Origin of the sequence: Acidipila rosea (genome assembly GCF_004339725.1) — a bacterium.
Taxonomy (GTDB): Bacteria; Acidobacteriota; Terriglobia; order Terriglobales; family Acidobacteriaceae; genus Acidipila; species Acidipila rosea.
Window position 1 is genome coordinate 748708 of sequence record NZ_SMGK01000002.1, and the last position, 17458, is coordinate 766165.

15 protein-coding genes and 1 pseudogene are annotated in these 17458 nt (G+C 63.4%); 9 read left to right on the forward strand and 7 right to left on the reverse strand.

Going from position 1 to position 17458, the window contains the following annotated elements; genetic code table 11:
- Positions 1 to 46: 46 nt before the first annotated feature.
- The 4 genes from C7378_RS08235 (at position 47) to cysS (ending at position 5866) form a co-directional block, all read left to right on the forward strand.
- Positions 47 to 2308: a sodium-translocating pyrophosphatase gene (locus C7378_RS08235; RefSeq protein ID WP_131994548.1), complete on the forward strand. Its 2262-nt coding sequence runs from the start codon at positions 47 to 49 to the stop codon at positions 2306 to 2308.
- 183 nt (positions 2309 to 2491) lie between these two features.
- Positions 2492 to 3529 carry a mechanosensitive ion channel family protein gene (locus C7378_RS08240; RefSeq protein WP_131994551.1) on the forward strand — a complete coding sequence of 346 codons (1038 nt, stop codon included), beginning with the start codon at positions 2492 to 2494 and terminating at the stop codon, positions 3527 to 3529.
- Between the two features lie 42 nt (positions 3530 to 3571).
- Complete coding sequence (fabG, locus tag C7378_RS08245) at positions 3572 to 4318, forward strand: 3-oxoacyl-[acyl-carrier-protein] reductase (RefSeq protein ID WP_131994554.1); 747 nt, start codon at positions 3572 to 3574, stop codon at positions 4316 to 4318.
- Between the two features lie 69 nt (positions 4319 to 4387).
- Entirely contained in the window at positions 4388 to 5866 is a 1479-nt protein-coding gene (gene cysS, locus C7378_RS08250; protein ID WP_131994557.1) for a cysteine--tRNA ligase, read from the forward strand.
- A 79-nt stretch (positions 5867 to 5945) separates the two neighbouring features.
- On the opposite strand, the gene ftsH is transcribed toward cysS, so the two are convergent.
- The gene (gene ftsH, locus C7378_RS08255) at positions 5946 to 7859 is read right to left on the reverse strand and encodes an ATP-dependent zinc metalloprotease FtsH (protein WP_131994560.1); all 1914 of its coding nucleotides are present in this window, start codon (positions 7857 to 7859) and stop codon (positions 5946 to 5948) included.
- 227 nt (positions 7860 to 8086) lie between these two features.
- On the reverse strand, positions 8087 to 8494 hold the full coding sequence (locus C7378_RS08260; RefSeq protein WP_243648172.1) for a GNAT family N-acetyltransferase: 408 nt from the start codon (positions 8492 to 8494) through the stop codon (positions 8087 to 8089).
- 151 nt (positions 8495 to 8645) lie between these two features.
- Between C7378_RS08260 and tilS (C7378_RS17945) the strand changes: the two are divergent.
- From tilS (C7378_RS17945) to C7378_RS08280, 5 genes and pseudogenes are all read left to right on the forward strand, one after another.
- Positions 8646 to 9155: pseudogene (gene tilS, locus C7378_RS17945) on the forward strand (tRNA lysidine(34) synthetase TilS); the annotation flags it as partial.
- A 96-nt stretch (positions 9156 to 9251) separates the two neighbouring features.
- Entirely contained in the window at positions 9252 to 9953 is a 702-nt protein-coding gene (tilS, locus tag C7378_RS17950) for a tRNA lysidine(34) synthetase TilS (RefSeq protein ID WP_243648173.1), read from the forward strand.
- Between the two features lie 51 nt (positions 9954 to 10004).
- Positions 10005 to 10400 carry a hypothetical protein gene (locus C7378_RS08270; RefSeq protein ID WP_207901381.1) on the forward strand — a complete coding sequence of 132 codons (396 nt, stop codon included), beginning with the start codon at positions 10005 to 10007 and terminating at the stop codon, positions 10398 to 10400.
- Positions 10401 to 10516: 116 nt separating this feature from the next.
- Positions 10517 to 11299 carry a hypothetical protein gene (locus C7378_RS08275; RefSeq protein WP_131994572.1) on the forward strand — a complete coding sequence of 261 codons (783 nt, stop codon included), beginning with the start codon at positions 10517 to 10519 and terminating at the stop codon, positions 11297 to 11299.
- A 309-nt stretch (positions 11300 to 11608) separates the two neighbouring features.
- Positions 11609 to 11839: a hypothetical protein gene (locus C7378_RS08280; RefSeq protein WP_131994575.1), complete on the forward strand. Its 231-nt coding sequence runs from the start codon at positions 11609 to 11611 to the stop codon at positions 11837 to 11839.
- Between the two features lie 9 nt (positions 11840 to 11848).
- On the opposite strand, the gene C7378_RS08285 is transcribed toward C7378_RS08280, so the two are convergent.
- From C7378_RS08285 to thiE, 5 genes are all read right to left on the reverse strand, one after another.
- Positions 11849 to 12268, reverse strand: a complete 420-nt coding sequence (locus C7378_RS08285; RefSeq protein ID WP_165876713.1) for an RNA chaperone Hfq — start codon at positions 12266 to 12268, stop codon at positions 11849 to 11851.
- 192 nt (positions 12269 to 12460) lie between these two features.
- A complete protein-coding gene (locus C7378_RS08290) occupies positions 12461 to 13567 on the reverse strand; it encodes a DNA polymerase III subunit (RefSeq protein WP_131994581.1) in 1107 nt (368 codons plus the stop codon).
- Between the two features lie 7 nt (positions 13568 to 13574).
- On the reverse strand, positions 13575 to 15122 hold the full coding sequence (locus C7378_RS08295; RefSeq protein WP_131994584.1) for an amino acid permease: 1548 nt from the start codon (positions 15120 to 15122) through the stop codon (positions 13575 to 13577).
- A gap of 42 nt (positions 15123 to 15164) precedes the next feature.
- A complete protein-coding gene (locus C7378_RS08300; RefSeq protein ID WP_131995655.1) occupies positions 15165 to 16661 on the reverse strand; it encodes an APC family permease in 1497 nt (498 codons plus the stop codon).
- A gap of 111 nt (positions 16662 to 16772) precedes the next feature.
- Complete coding sequence (gene thiE, locus C7378_RS08305; RefSeq protein ID WP_131994587.1) at positions 16773 to 17405, reverse strand: thiamine phosphate synthase; 633 nt, start codon at positions 17403 to 17405, stop codon at positions 16773 to 16775.
- Positions 17406 to 17458: the final 53 nt, after the last annotated feature.

Here is a 17458-nt window from a genome sequence, read left to right on the forward strand (position 1 = left end):
CACGGCGCGGAGAGACACAAACCCACGTTTGTCTGGAGGAAATTGAATGGCATTCCCTTTGATGACTGTCTCGATGTGGCAGTCAGGCATCATTTCATCCACTGGCAGCGATGCCTCTTTTCTGTGGATTGCACTGGCTGTCGGTATCCTGGGCCTGCTTGCTGCCTTATTCTTTGCGCGATCCGTGCTCGCCTTTGAGAGCGGCACAGAAGACATGCAGCGCATCTCGAACGCCATCCGCCAGGGCGCTGAAGCCTTCATGAAGCGGCAGTACAGCACCATCGCCATGATCGCTGTCGGACTCGCCATCGTCCTCTACATCGGCTATCGTCTCTCCCCGTTCACTGCTCCTTACGCCAACAAGGTCGTCATCAGCTTCCTCATCGGCGCGCTCTGCTCCGCGCTCTCCGGCCAGACTGGCATGTTCGTCTCCATCCGCGCCAACATCCGCACCGCGGCCGCAGCCCGCACCAGCCTCAGCAGCGCGCTTAAGATCGCCCTCCGTGGCGGCGCCGTCACCGGCCTCATCGTCGTTGCGCTTTCGCTCCTCGGCGTCGGCGCTCTCTTCCTCGCCTTCGGCGGTCTGCGCCATCCGCAGCAGACGCCCTTCGAGCTCGTCGGCTTCGGCTTCGGCGCGTCGCTCGTAGCGCTCTTTGCCCAGCTCGGCGGCGGCATCTACACCAAGGCCGCCGACGTCGGCGCCGATCTCGTCGGCAAGGTGGAAGCAGGCATTCCTGAAGACGACCCGCGCAACCCCGCCGTCATCGCCGATCTTGTCGGCGACAACGTGGGCGACTGCGCCGGCCGCGGTGCTGACATCTTCGAGTCCACCGCCGCAGAGAATGTCGGCGCCATGATCCTCGGCGCTGCGCTCTTCCCTGTCTTCGGACTCAAGGGCATTCTCTTTCCGCTCGTCGTTCAGGCCATCAACATCATCGCCAGCATCCTCGGCGTCAGCGTCGTCCACAGCCGCGAAGACGAAGACCCCATGCACGCCCTCAACCGCGGCTACTATGTAACCTCCTTCGCCGCTCTCGTCGGTTTCGCCGCGGCCGTTTACTTCATGCTCGGCGCGCGCTGGTGGCTGCTCGGCTGCGGAGTATGCGGCATCATCACCTCGTTCCTCTTCGTCCGCATCACCGAGTACTACACTGAGACCCGTTTCCGGCCCGTCCAGTCCATCGCCAAGGCATCGCTCACCGGCCCGGCCACCAACATCATCAGCGGCCTTGCCGTCGGCATGGAGACGCCCGCCGTGCCCGTCATCGTCATCAGCGCCGCCCTGCTTCTCAGCTACTACTTCGGCACCCTCGGCCTAGCCGACGTCTCCACCATCTCCGACTACTCCAAGGGAATCTACGGCACCGCCATCGCCACCATGGGCATGCTCTCCTCGGCCGCCTACATTCTCGCCATGGACACCTTCGGCCCCATCACCGATAACGCCGGCGGCATCATCGAGATGAGCAACCAGCCCGACAGCGTCCGCGCCAAGACCGACAAGCTCGACGCCGCCGGCAACACCACCAAGGCCCTCACCAAGGGCTACGCCATCGGCTCCGCCTCGCTCGCCGCCTTCCTGCTCTTCTCCGCTTATCTTGAGGCCATTCACGACATCGTCAGCCAGCGCATGGCCGCCGCCGGTGAGGTCCTCTCGCACAGCTGGAGCTTCTCCAACGTCAACCTCGCCTCCGTGCCCGTCTTCGTCGGCGCGCTGCTCGGGGCCATGCTGACTTACCTCTTCTCCTCCATGGCCATCAAGGCCGTGGGCCGCGCCGCCCAGACCGTCATTCAGGACGTCCACGAGCAGTTCCGCGATAACCCCGGCATCATGGAGGGCACCTCCCTCCCCGACTACGGACGCTGCGTCCACATCGTCACCGGCGCGGCTCTCAAGGAGATGATTCTCCCCGGCATCCTCGCCGTCGCCATGCCCCTTTCGGTCGGCGTCGTCTTCCGCCACTTCAGCTCCGCCTTTCACCTCAATGAGCTGGCCGACGCGCCGCGCATTCACGGCGTCCCCATCAACCTCAGCGGCGCTGAGGCCGTAGCCGCGCTGCTCATGGTCGGCACCATCAGCGGCATCCTCCTCGCCATGCTCATGAACAACGGCGGCGGCGCATGGGACAATGCCAAAAAATATATTGAGACCGGAGCTTACGGCGGCAAACGCTCTGAGGCGCACAAGGCAGCCGTCGTCGGCGATACGGTGGGCGATCCCTTCAAGGACACCGCCGGCCCCTCGCTCCACGTGCTCATCAAGCTCCTCGCAACCGTTACCCTCGTCCTCGCGCCGCTCTTCGTCTAGCGGAGTTCCGTTTCAGCTCACCGCAAAGGCCTCATCGCTTCCCGATGAGGCCTTCGCCTTTTGATCCCGCTTCCTCCGCTTTTTCCACCGCAAAGCAAACCGCCGCAGCTCAGCCGCATCAACGCCAGAGAACCCCCTGCCGCTGGCGGACCGCTATAGCAAAGGTTCAAAATACATTTATCCATGAAAATACTTGCCGACGTCCCTCATCAGCTCCCGCAGGTTCTCGCCTTGTTTGCGCCGCATGAGAAGCTTCAGCGCTTCCTCTACAACTTGAGCGACCGTTTTCTCGATGAGCTCGGCAACTTCATCACGAAGGATCTTCCCCAGCTCATCTTCATCGCCATCTGTGCATGGCTGCTCGTCCGCCTGCTCAAGATGCTCACCGAGCACATCATCCGTGTCGCTGAACGGCACTCAGCCAGCGGCAGCCGCCTCTCGCAGGTGCGCACTCTCAGCTCTGTCATTCGCGCCACCGGCATTGGCATCATCGCCTTCCTCGCCATCCTGCAGGTTCTGCCCGTCCTCGGCCTCAACCTCGGCCCGCTGCTCACCAGTGCCGGAGTCGCAGGCGTAGCCATCGGCCTAGCCGCACAGACCATCGTCAAGGACTGCCTCAACGGCTTCCTCATCCTCATCGAAGACCAGTACAACGTCGGGGACGTCGTCAAGATCGCCGGTCTGGGAGGCACCATCGAGAGCATGTCCCTGCGCAAGACCATGCTGCGCGGTTTCGACGGCACACTCTACGTCGTCCCCAACTCCCAGATCTCCATCGTCGCCAACTCCGTCCGTGATTTCTCCGTGGCGACCCTCAGCATCTCCGTCGACTTCTCCGCCGATCCTGATAAGGTCATCGCCGTGCTCAAGGAAGTCACCATGAGCGTCCGCCAGGACCCCGCTTACAAGGACCTCTATCTGGAAGACCCGCAGGTCCTCGGCGTCGACTCCATCAAGGGCTCGCAGGTCATCTATCTCATCGTGCTCAAGACCAGGGCCAACCAGCAGTGGGGCCCGCAGCGTGAAACCCAGCGCCGCATCCGCATCGCCCTCGAGAAAAACGACATGCTCCCCGGCGACCCGCTGCGCGTCTACAACGACGGCCGCCAACTCGCCATCGGTACCGCGCAGCATCCTCCGCAGGATCCTGCGCGCCCGGTAGTAGACCCCACCACCGTCAAGCCGCCCGAGATCAACCCCTTCACCGGCGAGGGCCTCTAGCCGCCCTCGTCCTTTCACCCGCTGCACTTATAATCGACAACGATGAAGACCCTTGAAGGTAGAACAGCATTTGTCACCGGAGCATCGCAGGGCATCGGCCGCGCCTGCGCCATCGCCCTCGCCCAGGCCGGGGCGAAGATCGCCCTCGCCGCCCGCAACCAGGCCAGGCTCGATGAAGTAGCCGCCGAGATCACCGCCGCCGGCGGCATCGCCCAGACCTTCCTGCTGGATGTAGCCAGTGAAGACTCCATCAAGGCCGCCGCCAAGGCCGCCGTCGCCCACTTCGGCACGGTTGAGATCCTCGTCAACAACGCCGGCATCACCCGCGATACCCTCCTGCTACGCATGAAGCGCGCCGACTGGGACGACGTTCTCACCACCAACCTCACCGGAGCCTTCCTCGTCTCGCAGGCCCTGCTCAGCCCCATGCTCAAGGCCCGCTGGGGCCGCATCATCAACATCTCCAGCGTGGTAGGTGAAACCGGCCAGGCTGGCCAGACCAACTACGCCGCCTCCAAGGCCGGGCTCATCGGCTTCACCAAGGCCATGGCTCGCGAAGTCGCCTCCCGCGGCATCACCGTCAACGCCGTCGCGCCCGGCTTCATCGAGACCGCCATGACCCACGTCCTCGACGAGAAGCAGAAGCAGGCCATGCTCACCCAGATCCCGCTGGGCCGCCCCGGCACTGAGTCCGACGTCGCCGGAGCCGTCACTTTTCTCGCCTCCGAGGCCGCGGCCTACATCACCGGCCACGTCCTCGACGTCAACGGCGGCATGTACATGGGCTAAGCTCCATCGCGGGGCAGCTGCCACTGTTAGAATCGAAAGAGAGACAGCTGCCCATCACGACCGCTCCGAATGACGATCCAACTTTTTAATACCCTCAGCAATACTGTTGAACCGCTCGCGCCCGCTGCCGGCCAACCCCTGCGCATCTACGCCTGCGGACCTACTGTTTACGACTACGGCCACATCGGCAACTTCCGCACCTTCCTGCAGGTCGACGTGCTCCGCCGCTTCCTTGAGCTTGAGGGCGTTCCCGTGCGCCATGTCATGAACATCACCGATGTCGATGACAAGATCATCCGCAACGCCGCGGCTGCAGGCGTCCCCATCGGCGAATATACCCCGCGCTACGAGAAGGCTTTCTTTGAGGATCTTGACGCCCTCCAGGTCGAGCACCCTGAGATCATCGCCCGCGCCACCGAACACATCCCCGAGATGGTCGAGCTTATCGAGCGCCTCGCCGCTCAGGACCTCGCCTACAAGACCGAGGATGGCTCCTGGTACTTCCGCATAGCCGGCTTCCCCGCTTACGGCAAGCTCTCGAAAAAGGATTTCAGCGGCATCACCGACGGCGCCCGCGTCGACGTAGATGAGTACGACAAGGACTCAGCCCGCGACTTCGCCCTCTGGAAAGCTCCGCGCCCCGGCGAATATCACTGGCAGACCGCCCTTGGCCCGGGCCGTCCCGGCTGGCACATCGAGTGCTCCGCCATGGCCATGAAGTATCTCGGTGAAAGCTTCGATCTCCACGCCGGCGGCGAAGACCTCATGTTCCCGCACCACGAGAACGAAATCGCACAATCCGAGTGCGCCACGCATAAGACCTTCGCGCGTCACTGGTTCCACGTTCGCTTTCTGCTCGTCGAGGGCCGCAAGATGTCCAAGTCGGAGGGCAATTTCTATACCCTCCGCGACCTGCTGCTCAAGGGCTACAAGGCCTCCGCGATCCGCTTTTTGCTCATCTCCGTTCCCTACCGGCAGCAGCTCAACTTCACCTTCGAGGGTCTGGCCGCAGAGACCGGAGCCGTCGAGCGCCTGCGCACCTTCCATCAGCGTCTGCGCGACGTCAAGGCCGCTCCCGGCCTCAACGCCGCGCTCGCCGCGGAGACCGACCGGGCCTCGCAGTCCTTCCATGCAGCCCTGGCCAACGACCTCAACACCGCCGAAGCCCGCGCCGCCGTCTTTGAACTTGTCCGCGCAGGCAACGCCGCCATTGACAGCGGCGCCATCGCAGCGGAAAACGTCCCCCTGATTCAGAAACTCCTCGCCGACTTCGACAAGGTCTTCGCCGTCATTGAAGATCACGACGCCGAGTTCACCCGCTTCGCCCTTGACTGGGCCGAGCGCGAAGGCCGCCTTGCTGAGGCTGCGCCCGAGGTGCTGGCCCAGCGCTCCCTCAGCGACGCCCAGATCGACGCCCTCATCGAGGAGCGCAACCAGGCCCGCAAATCACGCAACTTCGCCCGCGGCGACGCCATCCGCAAGGAACTCGCCGACAAGGGCATCCTCATCGAAGACTCCAAGGACGGAGTCCGCTGGAAGCGGAAGTAAGCCCCGCCCGGCAACATCCCACCACGCAGCAAAAAGAGCAGCCCCGAAGGGCTGCTCTTTTTTATGCTTCACTTGCCGGTTACGCGGGTGAAGGACTTCCTTCCGGGAAACCTCCGCCCCGGTTCGGCTCAGGCTTCAGCACCTGCTGCACGTCCCCGGTCGGCGTTCCCGATCCACCGCTGGGCTTCAGCGGCGGCAGGTCCTTGCCTTCGATGATCAGGCGAATCTCCGTTGCATCGAGCGTCTCCCGTTCGAGCAGCGCCAGCGCCATTCTGTCCATCGCCGCCTTATGCCCGTCCAGTATCCCGTAGGCGGAGCGGTAAGCTTCGTCTACCAGGCTGCGAACTTCGGCATCGATCTGCCGCGCCGTCTCTTCGGAGAAGTCCCTGTGCTGCGATATCTCGCGGCCCAGGAAGATCTGCTCTTCCTTCTTGCCGAAGGTCAACGGCCCCAGGCGGCTCATGCCGTACTCGCACACCATCTTCCGGGCAAGTTCGGTAGCCCGTTCGATGTCGTTGCCGGCGCCCGTGGTCATCTGCTTCAGGAAGATCTCCTCGGCAATGCGGCCGCCCATCAGGATGGCAAGCTGCGTCTCCAGGTAATCCTTGGTGACGTTATGCTTGTCGTCTTCGGGCAGTTGCATCGTCACACCCAGCGCCATGCCGCGCGGAATGATCGTGACCTTGTGCAGCGGGTCTGCGTGATCGCGCAGCGCCGCAACCAGCACGTGTCCGGCTTCGTGATACGCCGTCACGCGCTTCTCTTCGTCGGTCAGCAGCATCGAACGCCGCTCCGCGCCCATCAGCACCTTGTCCTTCGCGTGCTCGAAGTCCACCATCATCACCGTCTTGCGGTTGGCCCGCGCGGCGGCCAGTGCGGCCTCGTTCACCATGTTCGCCAGGTCAGCGCCGGAGAAGCCCGGTGTGCCCCGCGCCATCACGCGCAGATCAACATCTTCTGACAACGGCACCTTCTTGGCATGCACACGCAACACCTCTTCGCGTCCGCGCACATCCGGCCGTCCCACGATCACCCGGCGATCGAAGCGTCCCGGGCGCAGCAGCGCCGGGTCGAGCACGTCGGGCCGGTTCGTCGCCGCCACCAGGATCACGCCGTCGTTGGACTCGAAGCCGTCCATCTCCACCAGCAGCTGGTTCAGCGTCTGCTCGCGTTCATCGTGTCCACCGCCGAGGCCTGCGCCGCGATGGCGGCCGACTGCGTCGATTTCATCGATGAAGATGATGCAGGGCGCATTCTTCTTGCCCTGTTCAAAGAGGTCGCGCACGCGGCTCGCGCCCACGCCCACAAACATCTCTACAAAGTCCGAGCCGGAGATCGAGAAGAACGGCACATTCGCCTCGCCGGCCACTGCACGCGCCAGCAGCGTCTTGCCCGTTCCCGGAGGCCCGACCAGCAGCACTCCCTTGGGAATCCGTCCGCCCAGCTTCTGGAACTTCTGCGCCTCGCGCAGGAATTCGATAATTTCCTTCAGCTCTTCCTTGGCCTCGTCCACGCCCGCAACGTCTTTGAACGTCACCTTCTTCTGCTGCATGGAGAGCAGCCGCGCACGACTCTTGCCAAAGGAAAGCGCCTTGTTTCCGCCGCTCTGCATCTGCCGCAGCATAAAGAACCACAGCGCGGCGATGATGATGATCGGAGCAAGATTGATCAGGATCGGCAGCCACGAATTACCGTCGCTGTTCTTCACCGTCACCGACACCTTGTTCTGGTCGAGCACATCATAGAGGCGCGGATAGTTGCTAGGCACCGTTACGTGAAAGGCGCTCTTGTCGTTGCGGAAATGGCCGTGCACTTCGCTGCCGACCACCGTTACATCGGCAATTTGGCCCTGCTGCGCGTCCTCCAGGAACTGCGAGAAAGAGACTTCCTGGTCTTTGCCTCCGTTGGAGCCCTTTTGAAACACCTGCCACAGCAGCACCAGGCAGGCGAAGATAAACACCCAGAAGATGATCGTCTTGACCGTCGAATTCACGAAAAAAACCTCTTTTCTCTTTACCGCATGTGTTCTGCTCTCAACCCATCGGAGACGCAACTCAGAACACAACTATCAATCCGATTGCTCCATTAGACGCCTGGAGACTGCCAAAGACACATTATTCCTATGCCTCTGGCAAACAAATTGATGATTAAAATTAATTCTACTCCCACGCCAGCCCGTACACTTGCAAGTTACCGGCCCTTTGGGCAGGCACCCTGCCGTTACGCCTCCACCGGCTCCACGTAGAACATCTCGTTCGTCCGCCGGAACCCCGTGCTCTCGTAAAGGGGCCTTCCCTCTTCCGTCGAGTGCAGTGCCACCACGCGTATCTTCCGCCGCCGCGCCTCCGCCAGCGCCAGCTCGATCAGCTTGCTCGCCAGCCGCTTTCGCCGGTACTCCGGCTCGACATAGACATTCAGCAGGTAGCCGCGTTGAGTTGAGTGCGGATCCAGCGGATGCGGCGGCCAGTCCAGCAGCAGCAGTCCCGCACCGGCCACCACCCTGCCTTCGTCCTGCGTCAGCCAGCCCAGGTATTTGCCGCCCGCGATCATGCTCTTCACCCACGGTTCGAAGTTCTGCGCCATCACATCCAGCACCGGGCTATCCAGCCGCCCTGCGTCCACAAACATCCGCCGCCGGTGGTGCGTTATCGTCGCCGCGTCTTCTATAGTTGCCGCTCTCGTCTCCAGCATGCCATTGAGTATATGACGCTAGACTCATACTATGTCTGCCGTCTCGACATTGCCGCTCTCTATTGATCTTCAGGCGCTCCGGCCCGGCATGCGCATCGCCGCGGCTGTCTCCGGCGGAGCCGACTCCGTCGCCCTCCTGCGGCTGCTCGCCCACCTCTCCCGCGAACACGGCATCGTCGTCTCCGCCGCCCACGTCCACCACGGCATCCGCGGCGAGGAGGCGGATCGCGACGCCGACTTCACCTCCCGGCTCGCCGCCCGCCTCGGCCTTCCCTTCCTGCGCCACGACGTCGATACCCCCGCGCACGCCGCCGCCCAGCGCGAAACCATGGAAGAGGCCGCCCGCAATCTCCGCTATGCCTGGTTCCGCCAGCTTCTCGACTCCGGCATCGCCGATGCCGTCGCCACCGCCCACACCCTCGACGATCAGGCCGAGACCGTCCTCCACCGGCTCCTCCGCGGCGCGTGGACCGAGGGGCTCAGCGGCATCCACCCCACCCTTGCGGCCTCCCGCGGCTTCATCTTCCGCCCGCTGCTCGGCGTCCGCCGCGCTCAGGTCGAGAGCTACCTCCGCGACCTCGGCCAGGACTGGTGTGAAGACTCCACCAACCGCGACGCCGTCTACACCCGCAACCGCATTCGCCATCAGCTTCTGCCCGCGCTGGCCGACTACAACCCGCAACTCGCTCGGCAGATGGCCAACCTCGCCACCATCGCCCGCGATGAGGAGCACTACTGGCAGGCCGAGCTGGATCGCCTGCTGCCCTCACTCCTGCTGCCCGGCAAACCCGTCCGCGGCGGGGGCCGCGCCGCTTCCACCCAGCCCGGCGAGGCATCGCTCGCCATTGAGATCGAGCGCCTGCGCCCCCTCGCGCCTGCGCTCCGCCGCCGCGTCCTCCGCGCCGCCGCCCGCCGACTCGGCCATGCCCTTGACTTCGACCAGACGGCGCGCCTGCTCGCCATGTGCGGCTTCGAAAGCGGGGCCCCTGCACGGCGTGAGGTTCTCTCCGCCCAGCTCATCGCCGAGCGCACCCCGCGCGAGCTGCGCCTGCTCCGCACCCAACCCGAGTCCGCAGCTGCCGCATCGCTCCCCGAATACACCATCGCCGTTCCCGGCGAAATCCTTGCACCCGCCTTCGGCCTCCGCCTCAGCATCACGGCTGCCGAGGCGCTCCCCGCCGCCACCCTCCGCGCTCCGCGCTCCGGGGATCGCATCCGTCTCCGCTACACCAGCGCTCCCAAGCGCCTCAAGGAGGTCTTCGAACGCCTGCGCATTCCCGCCGCCGAACGCGCCTCCTGGCCTATCCTCGAGTGGCAGGGTCAGATTGTCTGGATGCGCGGCGCCGATGTTGAAAACACCTCACCCCTCACCGTCCTCGCCGAGCCGCTTTCCTGAGGTCCCCGCGCAGTGGTATCTTGTTGCGCAGATCGACCCGGAACATCTCGGATGCCTCCGATGAAGTTCATCAACGCTGCCTTTTTCCTCGCCCTGACCACCAGCCTCACTGCTCAGGTAGCTCCGCCCTCGCCAAGCCCCGCCACCCGATCGCTCGACCTGGCCGCCGCGCAACCCACTGACCTCACTCACACCAACACCGCCGGCTGCCCCGTCCAGATCCTCCGCGCCTCGTTTGCCATGCCCGGCCGCATCATGCCCGTCGCCGCCCAGCCCGGCGCACCCGGCAACCTGCAGCTGCAATACTCCAACGCCAGCGGCAAAGACATCCGCTCCATCCGGATCGAGGCTGACATGCTCGTCAAGCACAGCATCTACGATCTCGATGCCACCACCGTAAGCGTTTGGTGTTGGCCGTGTGTACAGGGTGGATGTGTTCCGAGATGATGGCTTCATGTCGGAAGCAACGGGTGCTGGTGGGTTGACCTTTGAGGCCCCGCCGCGCCCTTGAGACCTCCGTATTTATCCCGACCTAGCTCCGATGTTCCGGGTACAAATAACCTATGCCCAACTCAACCACGACCGCCAACAGCAAACTCACCATCATCAGCATGGCCCTCCTCGCCCTCGCCGCCTCCTCGCTCCTCCACGAAGGCCTCGGCCACGGCCTCACCGCCTACCTCCGCGGCGACATCCCCACCCTCCTCACCAGCAATCACCTCGACGACCTCCGCCCCGACCGCCTGGTTGACGCCGGCGGCACCCTCGTCAACCTCCTCGCCGGCTCCCTCGCCATGTTCCTCTCCACCCGCGCGCACCTCCCCAATCTCCGTTACTTCCTCTGGCTCCTCGCCAGCTTCAATCTCATGGACGGCGCCGGCTACTTCCTCTTCTCCGGCATCATCGGCGTTGGCGATTGGGAAGCCGTCATCGGAGGCCTCCCCCACTACCTCGCCCTCCGCATCACCATGACGATCTTCGGCGCCGCGCTCTACTTCCTCGTCGTCAAACTCATGATGCGCGTCCTCCAACCCTTCTGCCCCGACCGCACCCAGCACCGCGGCCTCTACAACACCGTTGGCCGTCTCCCCTACTACGCCGCCTGCGCCTTCTACTGCCTCGCCGGTGCCTTCGATCCCCTCGGCGTCAAACTTCTTCTCCTCTCCACCATCCCCGCAGCCTTCGGCGGCAACTCCGGCTTCATGTGGGCAGACTCTCTCCTCCCCAAACACTCGGACGCCACGCCCCTCACCGTCGCGCGCTCTCCCGCCTGGATGATCGCCGCCCTCGTGATCGGCATCGCCTACATCCTCACCCTCGGCCGCGGCATCCCGCTCCATCACTAACCTCGTCAGCACGCGCAGCAAATCTTTGATCTATATAGATGAGCCTCCGTCTTCAGCCGACCTTTTGAGCTGCGATCACGAGCGCCAGGTTCGATGCGTCTCCGTATTCCACCCGACCCGGCTCCGTTGTTCCGGGTGCAGGAGATAGGGACACCTGTCCCGCTCTGCCTCTGATTGAGTGTTCGAAAACCTTTGAACACTCAGCCTACATTTAGTCTGAATCGAACATGAGCACATGAAAAAAGGCGTGCAGAGGGCCATGTACTGCCCCTGTGGGCAGGTGTCGGACTGCACTTAAAGCCCGGAATTATGCCTTTCGAGCCCACCACCGTTTCCATCGCCATGACCCTCGACGGCGCAGGAATCCGCAACGGCGCGACCCGCAGTCAGACCCTGCCGGTCAACACCCGCGTCGTTGGCTTTCGAGCCACGCGCCTCACCAGGATTTTCTATGTGGATGGAACAGAGTGGCAGCCCTCGACCCGGGAAAGCTGCGAATTCCTCGGCAACTCGGGTACCCGCAGGCTCACCGCGCAGTAGGGGCAGCCGTCAGGCGTGGTTTTCGCCGGCCTTGTAGAGATACTTGATGCTGGACTTGTAGATCAGCATCCGGCTGTGGTTCTTTACCTTGATGGCGTTGCGGTCGTACCACTCGATGTAGCCCTCGATCCGCTCTCCGTCTTCGAGCACGAAGACCATCAGCGTCTGCGTCTGCGCCTGCTTCTGAAAGTAAAATTCCTCGGCATGGCTGCTTTCGAAGGAGACCGGCATCGCGCCCATCGTCGCGTGGTGGGCCAGCGTAGGGCCGTCCCCCCGGCGGATGAACGACCGTCCTGCCAGCGCGCGTGCCGGCAGCGTAGGCCTCACTAGCTTGCGCGGTCCCTGGATGGAATCCTGAGTCGAATCTTCGTCCAGCGGCGGTCTTACCGGGGCGCTCTTCGGCGCCTGCTCATTGTCTTGTGTTCTCATACGCGAGCCCCTGGCAGAATCTGGAAAAGGATTGGCCATCGCAATTTTTTATCTTCGACCGCAGCACGTACTTACGCCCGGGAACGAACTACGGATGACCGCGATCCGCTCATGGCCTAAGCCACTGCCGTCTGCTTTCTTTGGATGTTCAACCATCGTAGCCGAGCTGTCACAGGGATGCCAGAAGAAATTTCAGCCGCGCCCCTGGCCGCCCAGGCCCGCCGCAAACGAGTCCAGCGAGAGCGAGCGCAGCAGGTTCCGCCTCATCCCCGACTCCACCTGGTGCATCCCCTTCACCGCCGACTCGATCCATGTCAGGCTGACGCTCTGTGACATTGTCCCCAGCTCGCGTTCCAGGTCGATATTGCGCACCATCGTCGGCTGCCCTGCGAGCAGCAGCATCAGGTCTTCAAGCAGGCTCGCTACCGCCCGCAGCAGCCCTGAGGTCTTCTCCTGCCCCTCGGCTCCCGCGCGATAGGCCTCCGTCATGCGAAAGAGCGCCGAGTGGTCTGGCTCCGCCAGCGCCGAGCGCAGCAGCAGCAGCGCATCCTGCCGGCTCGTCAGGTAGCCTTCCAGGTTGAACTTCAGCGCGCGCCCCACGGCGCCCTCCGCCAGCCGCGCCACCAGCGCCCGCTGCGCCGGCTTCCAGTCGCTGCGCCGCTCCGCCAGCAGCCGTTCGATCTCCTCCAGCGGCAACGCTCCCAGCCTCAGGATCTGCGCCCGCGACCGGATCGTCGGCAGCAGCTCGCCGGTATTTTCCGCCAGCAGGATGATCGTCGCGTAAGCGGGCGGCTCTTCGAGAACCTTCAGCAGCGAGTTCGCCGCCTCTTTCATAAACGCCGCACTGGTGAAGATGTACATCGCCCGCCGCGCCTCGCCCGGCATCCGATAGATCTCCCGCACCACCGTCCGCACCTGCCCCAGCTTGATCAGCAGCTGCGGAGGGTCCGGCGGAATCACCAGCACATCGGGGTGCGTCTGCACGAGCACCCGCGTCTCCTTCTTGTCCGTTTCGCGCAGCTCCTCGCGTGCGGCAATCGCTTCTTCCACGCGTGGCTCCAGCGGCAGCGCCTGTCCGATCCGCGAGCAGTTCGAGCAGCTGCCGCAGAAGTCCGGCAGTCCATCCGTCATCGGCTGCACAAGGCAGTTCGCCGCCTGCGCCAGCATCACGGCGAGCGTATACTTCCCCGCTCCCCGCGGCCCCGTCAGGATCAGCGAGTTCGGCAGGCGCCCCAGGGCAATCGCCTCGCGAAGCCGCCTGACCGTCCCCTCGTTTCCGATGAAGTCGCTGAAACCCATCCGCTCCTCAGCCGCGCCCGCTCGTCAGGTGCGCAGGCAGCTTCTGCACCTTGCTGTGCTTGGTCGAGTAGCCGAAGTAGATCACCAGCCCCACCACCAGCCACACACCCACCACGATCCAGGTCAGCGCCGGCAGGTTAAACATCAGGTAGAACGCGCTCACGATTCCCAGGATCGGCACCAGCGGCACCAGCGGCGTCTTGAAAGGCCGCGGCAGATCGGGCTGCCTCACCCGCAGAATCCAGACCCCCGCCGAGACGATCGCAAAGGCCAGCAGCGTACCCATGTTCACCAGCTGACTCAGTTTGTCGATCGGCAGCAGCGCCGGCAGAAACGCAACGATCGTGCCGACCACGATATTTGAAATCCAGGGCGTCCGGAACTTCGGATGAATGTCGCTCGCCCACTTCGGCAGCAGCCCGTCTCTTGACATCGAGAAGAACACCCGCGACTGCCCCAGCAGCATCACCAGCATCACCGTTCCCAGCCCGAAGACCGCGCCGATCTTCACCAGCAGGCTGCCCCACGTAATGCCCGTCGCGTCGATGCCCACCGCTACCGGCTCGGCCACGTTCAGCACCTTGTAGCTCACCAGCCCGGTCAGCGTCAGCGACACCGCGATGTACAGAATCGTGCACACCACCAGCGAGCCGAGAATTCCGATCGGCATATCCCGCTGCGGATTCTTTGCCTCCTGCGCCGCCGTTGAAACCGCGTCGAAGCCGATATACGCAAAGAACACTGAGGCCGCGCCCGCCGCGATTCCCTGCAGTCCGAAGTGTCCCGAGCCCTGCGACGGCGGAATAAACGGGTGCCAGTTCATCTTCGCCAGATCGGGATGATGCATCAGGTAGCCGATGCCCAGGAAGAGGAAGATCCCGACAATCACCAGCTTCACGATCACGATCGCCGAGTTCAGGTTCGCCGACTCCTTGATGCCGATCACCAGCACCGCCGTCACCATCACGATGGCGACAAAGGCGATCACGTTGAACACACCCGTCACATGCGGCAATCCCGCCAGCGGCACGGAAGAAGGCAATGCCACCGCCGACTGCCACTTCCCGTGGTAGAGATAAATCTCATTCCCATAAGTCGTGGTAAACCGAGCCAGCGAAGGCGAGGGCCGCAGATTCAGCTGCTCCAGCAGGCTCAGCAGGTAGCCCGACCACCCCGAAGCCACCGTGGCTGCGCCGAACGCATACTCCAGCACCAGGTCCCACCCGATGATCCATGCCACAAACTCGCCCAGCGTCGCGTACCCATAGGTATAAGCCGACCCCGCGATAGGAATGATCGAGGCAAACTCCGCATAGCAGAGCCCCGCGAAGGCGCAGGTGATGCCCGCAAGGACGAAGCTCAGCGCGACGGCCGGCCCGGCATAGAGTGCCGCAGCCTGCCCGGTAAGCACAAAGATTCCGGCGCCGATCACCGCGCCGATGCCCAGCGTAATCAGATTTACGGGGCCCAGAGAGCGCTTGAGGGTATGTTCCCCTTCTTCATGTGCTTCTTTAGAAAGAAGCGAGAGGGGTTTCGTAGCAAACAAATTAGCCATTCGGGCGACTTTCCTCCTCAAACAGTTGGATCCAGGGTAATTTCAAGCACTCGCTCCCGGCTGCCGTCGGGACCACAGCAGAAAAACAGGCACCCCCAGCAGCACGATAAAGATGCCCGGCCAGGTATATTCCGGCTTGTATCGCAGCAGAACCACACATATCCATGCAGCCATCAATATATAGACGGCCGGCAGCACAGGATAACCGATTGCCCGGTAGGGCCGCTCTGCCTCAGGCCGCCGCGCCCGCAGCACGAACAGGCTGGCAATCGTCAAAATATAGAAAATCAGCTCCGCGCAGATGATGTAATCTAGCAGCTGGCTATACGAGCCGGAGAAGCACAGCAGGCAGGTCCACGCCGCCTGCACCAGCAGCGCCGCCACCGGCGTCTTGAACTTGGGATGCAGCTTCGCCGCCGAGGCAAAAAACAGCCCATCCCGGCTCATCGCGTAGTAGACCCGTGCCCCCGCCATGATCAGCCCGTTCGCACAGCCAAAGGTGGAGATCAGGATCGCCGCCGCCATCAGGTAAGCGCCGCTTGAGTGGAAGATCTGCTGCAGCACCACCGTCGCCACGCGATCTTCCGACGCATACTGGATGCCCCGGGCGAATGCCGTCGCCCCATGCGGATCGCCGTGCAGCGGCAGCGCCAGCAGGTAGACAAAGTTCGCCAGGATATAGATCCCCAGCACGATGCTCGTCCCCAGCACCAGCGAAACGGGCAGGTTGCGCCGCGGATTTCGGATCTCGCCCGCCGTATAGGTCACGTTGTTCCACGCATCCGCCGAGAAGAGCGACCCCGTCTGCACCACTGCCAGGATGCTCAGCATCCCCACCAGCACTACGCTCCCGCCCAGCCCTGAATGGATGGCGTGCAGCGAGTGCCAGGAGGCATTCTGCCAGAAATTCCTGCCGAAGTTCGCCGCCATCGCCGCGGGATTCCTCCCGAAGAGAAATCCCGCGATCACCAGCCCCAGCAGTGCCGCCGTCTTCGCCGTCGTAAACACGTTCTGCACCAGCGCGCCCAGCTTCACGCCCAGGATGTTCACCGCCGTCAGCAGCAACACGATCGCCACCCCGGTCAGGTTGGCCGTGTTCACCCCCAGCTCCATGTTGCCGAGCACCACGGGCCCAATCTTCAGCGCCGGAACATGCCCCAGGTGCAGCAGCCAGTGCGTCGATGAAATAGAGGGGAAAAACACCCCCAGAAACTTCCCGAAGGCCACCGCCACCGCGGCAATCGTTCCTGTCTGGATCACCAGGAAGAGCGTCCACCCGAACAGGAAGCCCCACATCGGCCCCAGCGCCTCCCGCAGGTAGACATACTGCCCGCCCGCCCGTGGCATCATCGCCGCCAGCTCGCCGTAGCTGAGCGCGCCGATCATCGTCATCACCGCCGTCACCAGCCAGGCCCCGATCAGCAGCGCCGGCGACCCCACCCCCCGGCTGATCTCCGCCGGCACAATGAAGATTCCCGACCCGATCATCGAGCCGACCACGATTGCCGTCGCGCTGAAGAGTCCCAGCCGCTGTTCCATTCCCGACGCAGCTGTATTACCCGGCGCAGCTGCGTCCGGGCGCGAAGCTCCGGACAGGGTAGAAGACTGACGTTTGTTCAAAGGGCTGCTCGCGGTCACTTGAAGTCTTTTCTACCGGAAAAGACGCAGAAAGTCTTTGGCTAATTTCGCCGGAGCAACAGGAGTGCCAAAAATCGCCGAGATCACGGCCACCGAATCAGCCCCTGCGCGCCAGACCTCCTGCACATTCTCGAGGGTGATCCCGCCGATAGCCACCAGCGGCTTCTTCGTCAGGCCGCGTGCCGCCCGCAGCCCGTCCAGACCAACCACCGGATCGGGGTTGTCCTTTGTCTTTGTTGCGAAGATCGGCCCGATAGCCACATAATCCGCCAGCGTGGCATCCGCGTCGATCACCTGCTGCTCGTTGTGGGTGGAGATGCCGAGGATCATCTCCGGGCTCAGTATCTCCCGCGCCTGGGCGTAGCTCAGGTCGCCCTGGCCGATATGCGCGCCGCTGAACTTCACCTTTACCGCCAGGTCCGGGCGGTCGTTCATGATCAGCTTCAGCTTGCTCCGAGCGGCGTTGCGCATCACCCGCGCATCGCTCAGAATCTCCTTGTCGGAGCCGGCCTTGTTTCGATACTGCAGAATCGTTACGCCCGCTTCGATAAGCTTCTTGACCGTCGCCGTCAGGTACTCGGCGCGTTCATCGCGGTCGGAGGACAGTACAGATGAGTCCAGAACAGGATAGAGCGGCGAAATCATCTCGCCCCATTATGACTCATCCGCAACCGAACGATGATTCCCTCGTCAGCGGC

What these genes read in the sequence shown, in the direction of transcription:
- C7378_RS08235 (WP_131994548.1), top strand. Translation starts at nt 47, where the DNA reads ATGGCATTCCCTTTGATGACTGTCTCGATGTGGCAGTCAGGCATCATT.
- C7378_RS08240 (WP_131994551.1), top strand. Translation starts at nt 2,492, where the DNA reads ATGAAAATACTTGCCGACGTCCCTCATCAGCTCCCGCAGGTTCTCGCC.
- fabG (WP_131994554.1), top strand. Translation starts at nt 3,572, where the DNA reads ATGAAGACCCTTGAAGGTAGAACAGCATTTGTCACCGGAGCATCGCAG.
- cysS (WP_131994557.1), top strand. Translation starts at nt 4,388, where the DNA reads ATGACGATCCAACTTTTTAATACCCTCAGCAATACTGTTGAACCGCTC.
- C7378_RS08260 (WP_243648172.1), bottom strand. Translation starts at nt 8,494, where the DNA reads ATGTTTGTGGACGCAGGGCGGCTGGATAGCCCGGTGCTGGATGTGATG.
- tilS (WP_243648173.1), top strand. Translation starts at nt 9,252, where the DNA reads ATGGCCAACCTCGCCACCATCGCCCGCGATGAGGAGCACTACTGGCAG.
- C7378_RS08270 (WP_207901381.1), top strand. Translation starts at nt 10,005, where the DNA reads ATGCCTCCGATGAAGTTCATCAACGCTGCCTTTTTCCTCGCCCTGACC.
- C7378_RS08275 (WP_131994572.1), top strand. Translation starts at nt 10,517, where the DNA reads ATGCCCAACTCAACCACGACCGCCAACAGCAAACTCACCATCATCAGC.
- C7378_RS08280 (WP_131994575.1), top strand. Translation starts at nt 11,609, where the DNA reads ATGCCTTTCGAGCCCACCACCGTTTCCATCGCCATGACCCTCGACGGC.
- C7378_RS08285 (WP_165876713.1), bottom strand. Translation starts at nt 12,268, where the DNA reads ATGAGAACACAAGACAATGAGCAGGCGCCGAAGAGCGCCCCGGTAAGA.
- C7378_RS08290 (WP_131994581.1), bottom strand. Translation starts at nt 13,567, where the DNA reads ATGGGTTTCAGCGACTTCATCGGAAACGAGGGGACGGTCAGGCGGCTT.
- C7378_RS08295 (WP_131994584.1), bottom strand. Translation starts at nt 15,122, where the DNA reads ATGGCTAATTTGTTTGCTACGAAACCCCTCTCGCTTCTTTCTAAAGAA.
- C7378_RS08300 (WP_131995655.1), bottom strand. Translation starts at nt 16,661, where the DNA reads ATGGAACAGCGGCTGGGACTCTTCAGCGCGACGGCAATCGTGGTCGGC.
- thiE (WP_131994587.1), bottom strand. Translation starts at nt 17,405, where the DNA reads ATGATTTCGCCGCTCTATCCTGTTCTGGACTCATCTGTACTGTCCTCC.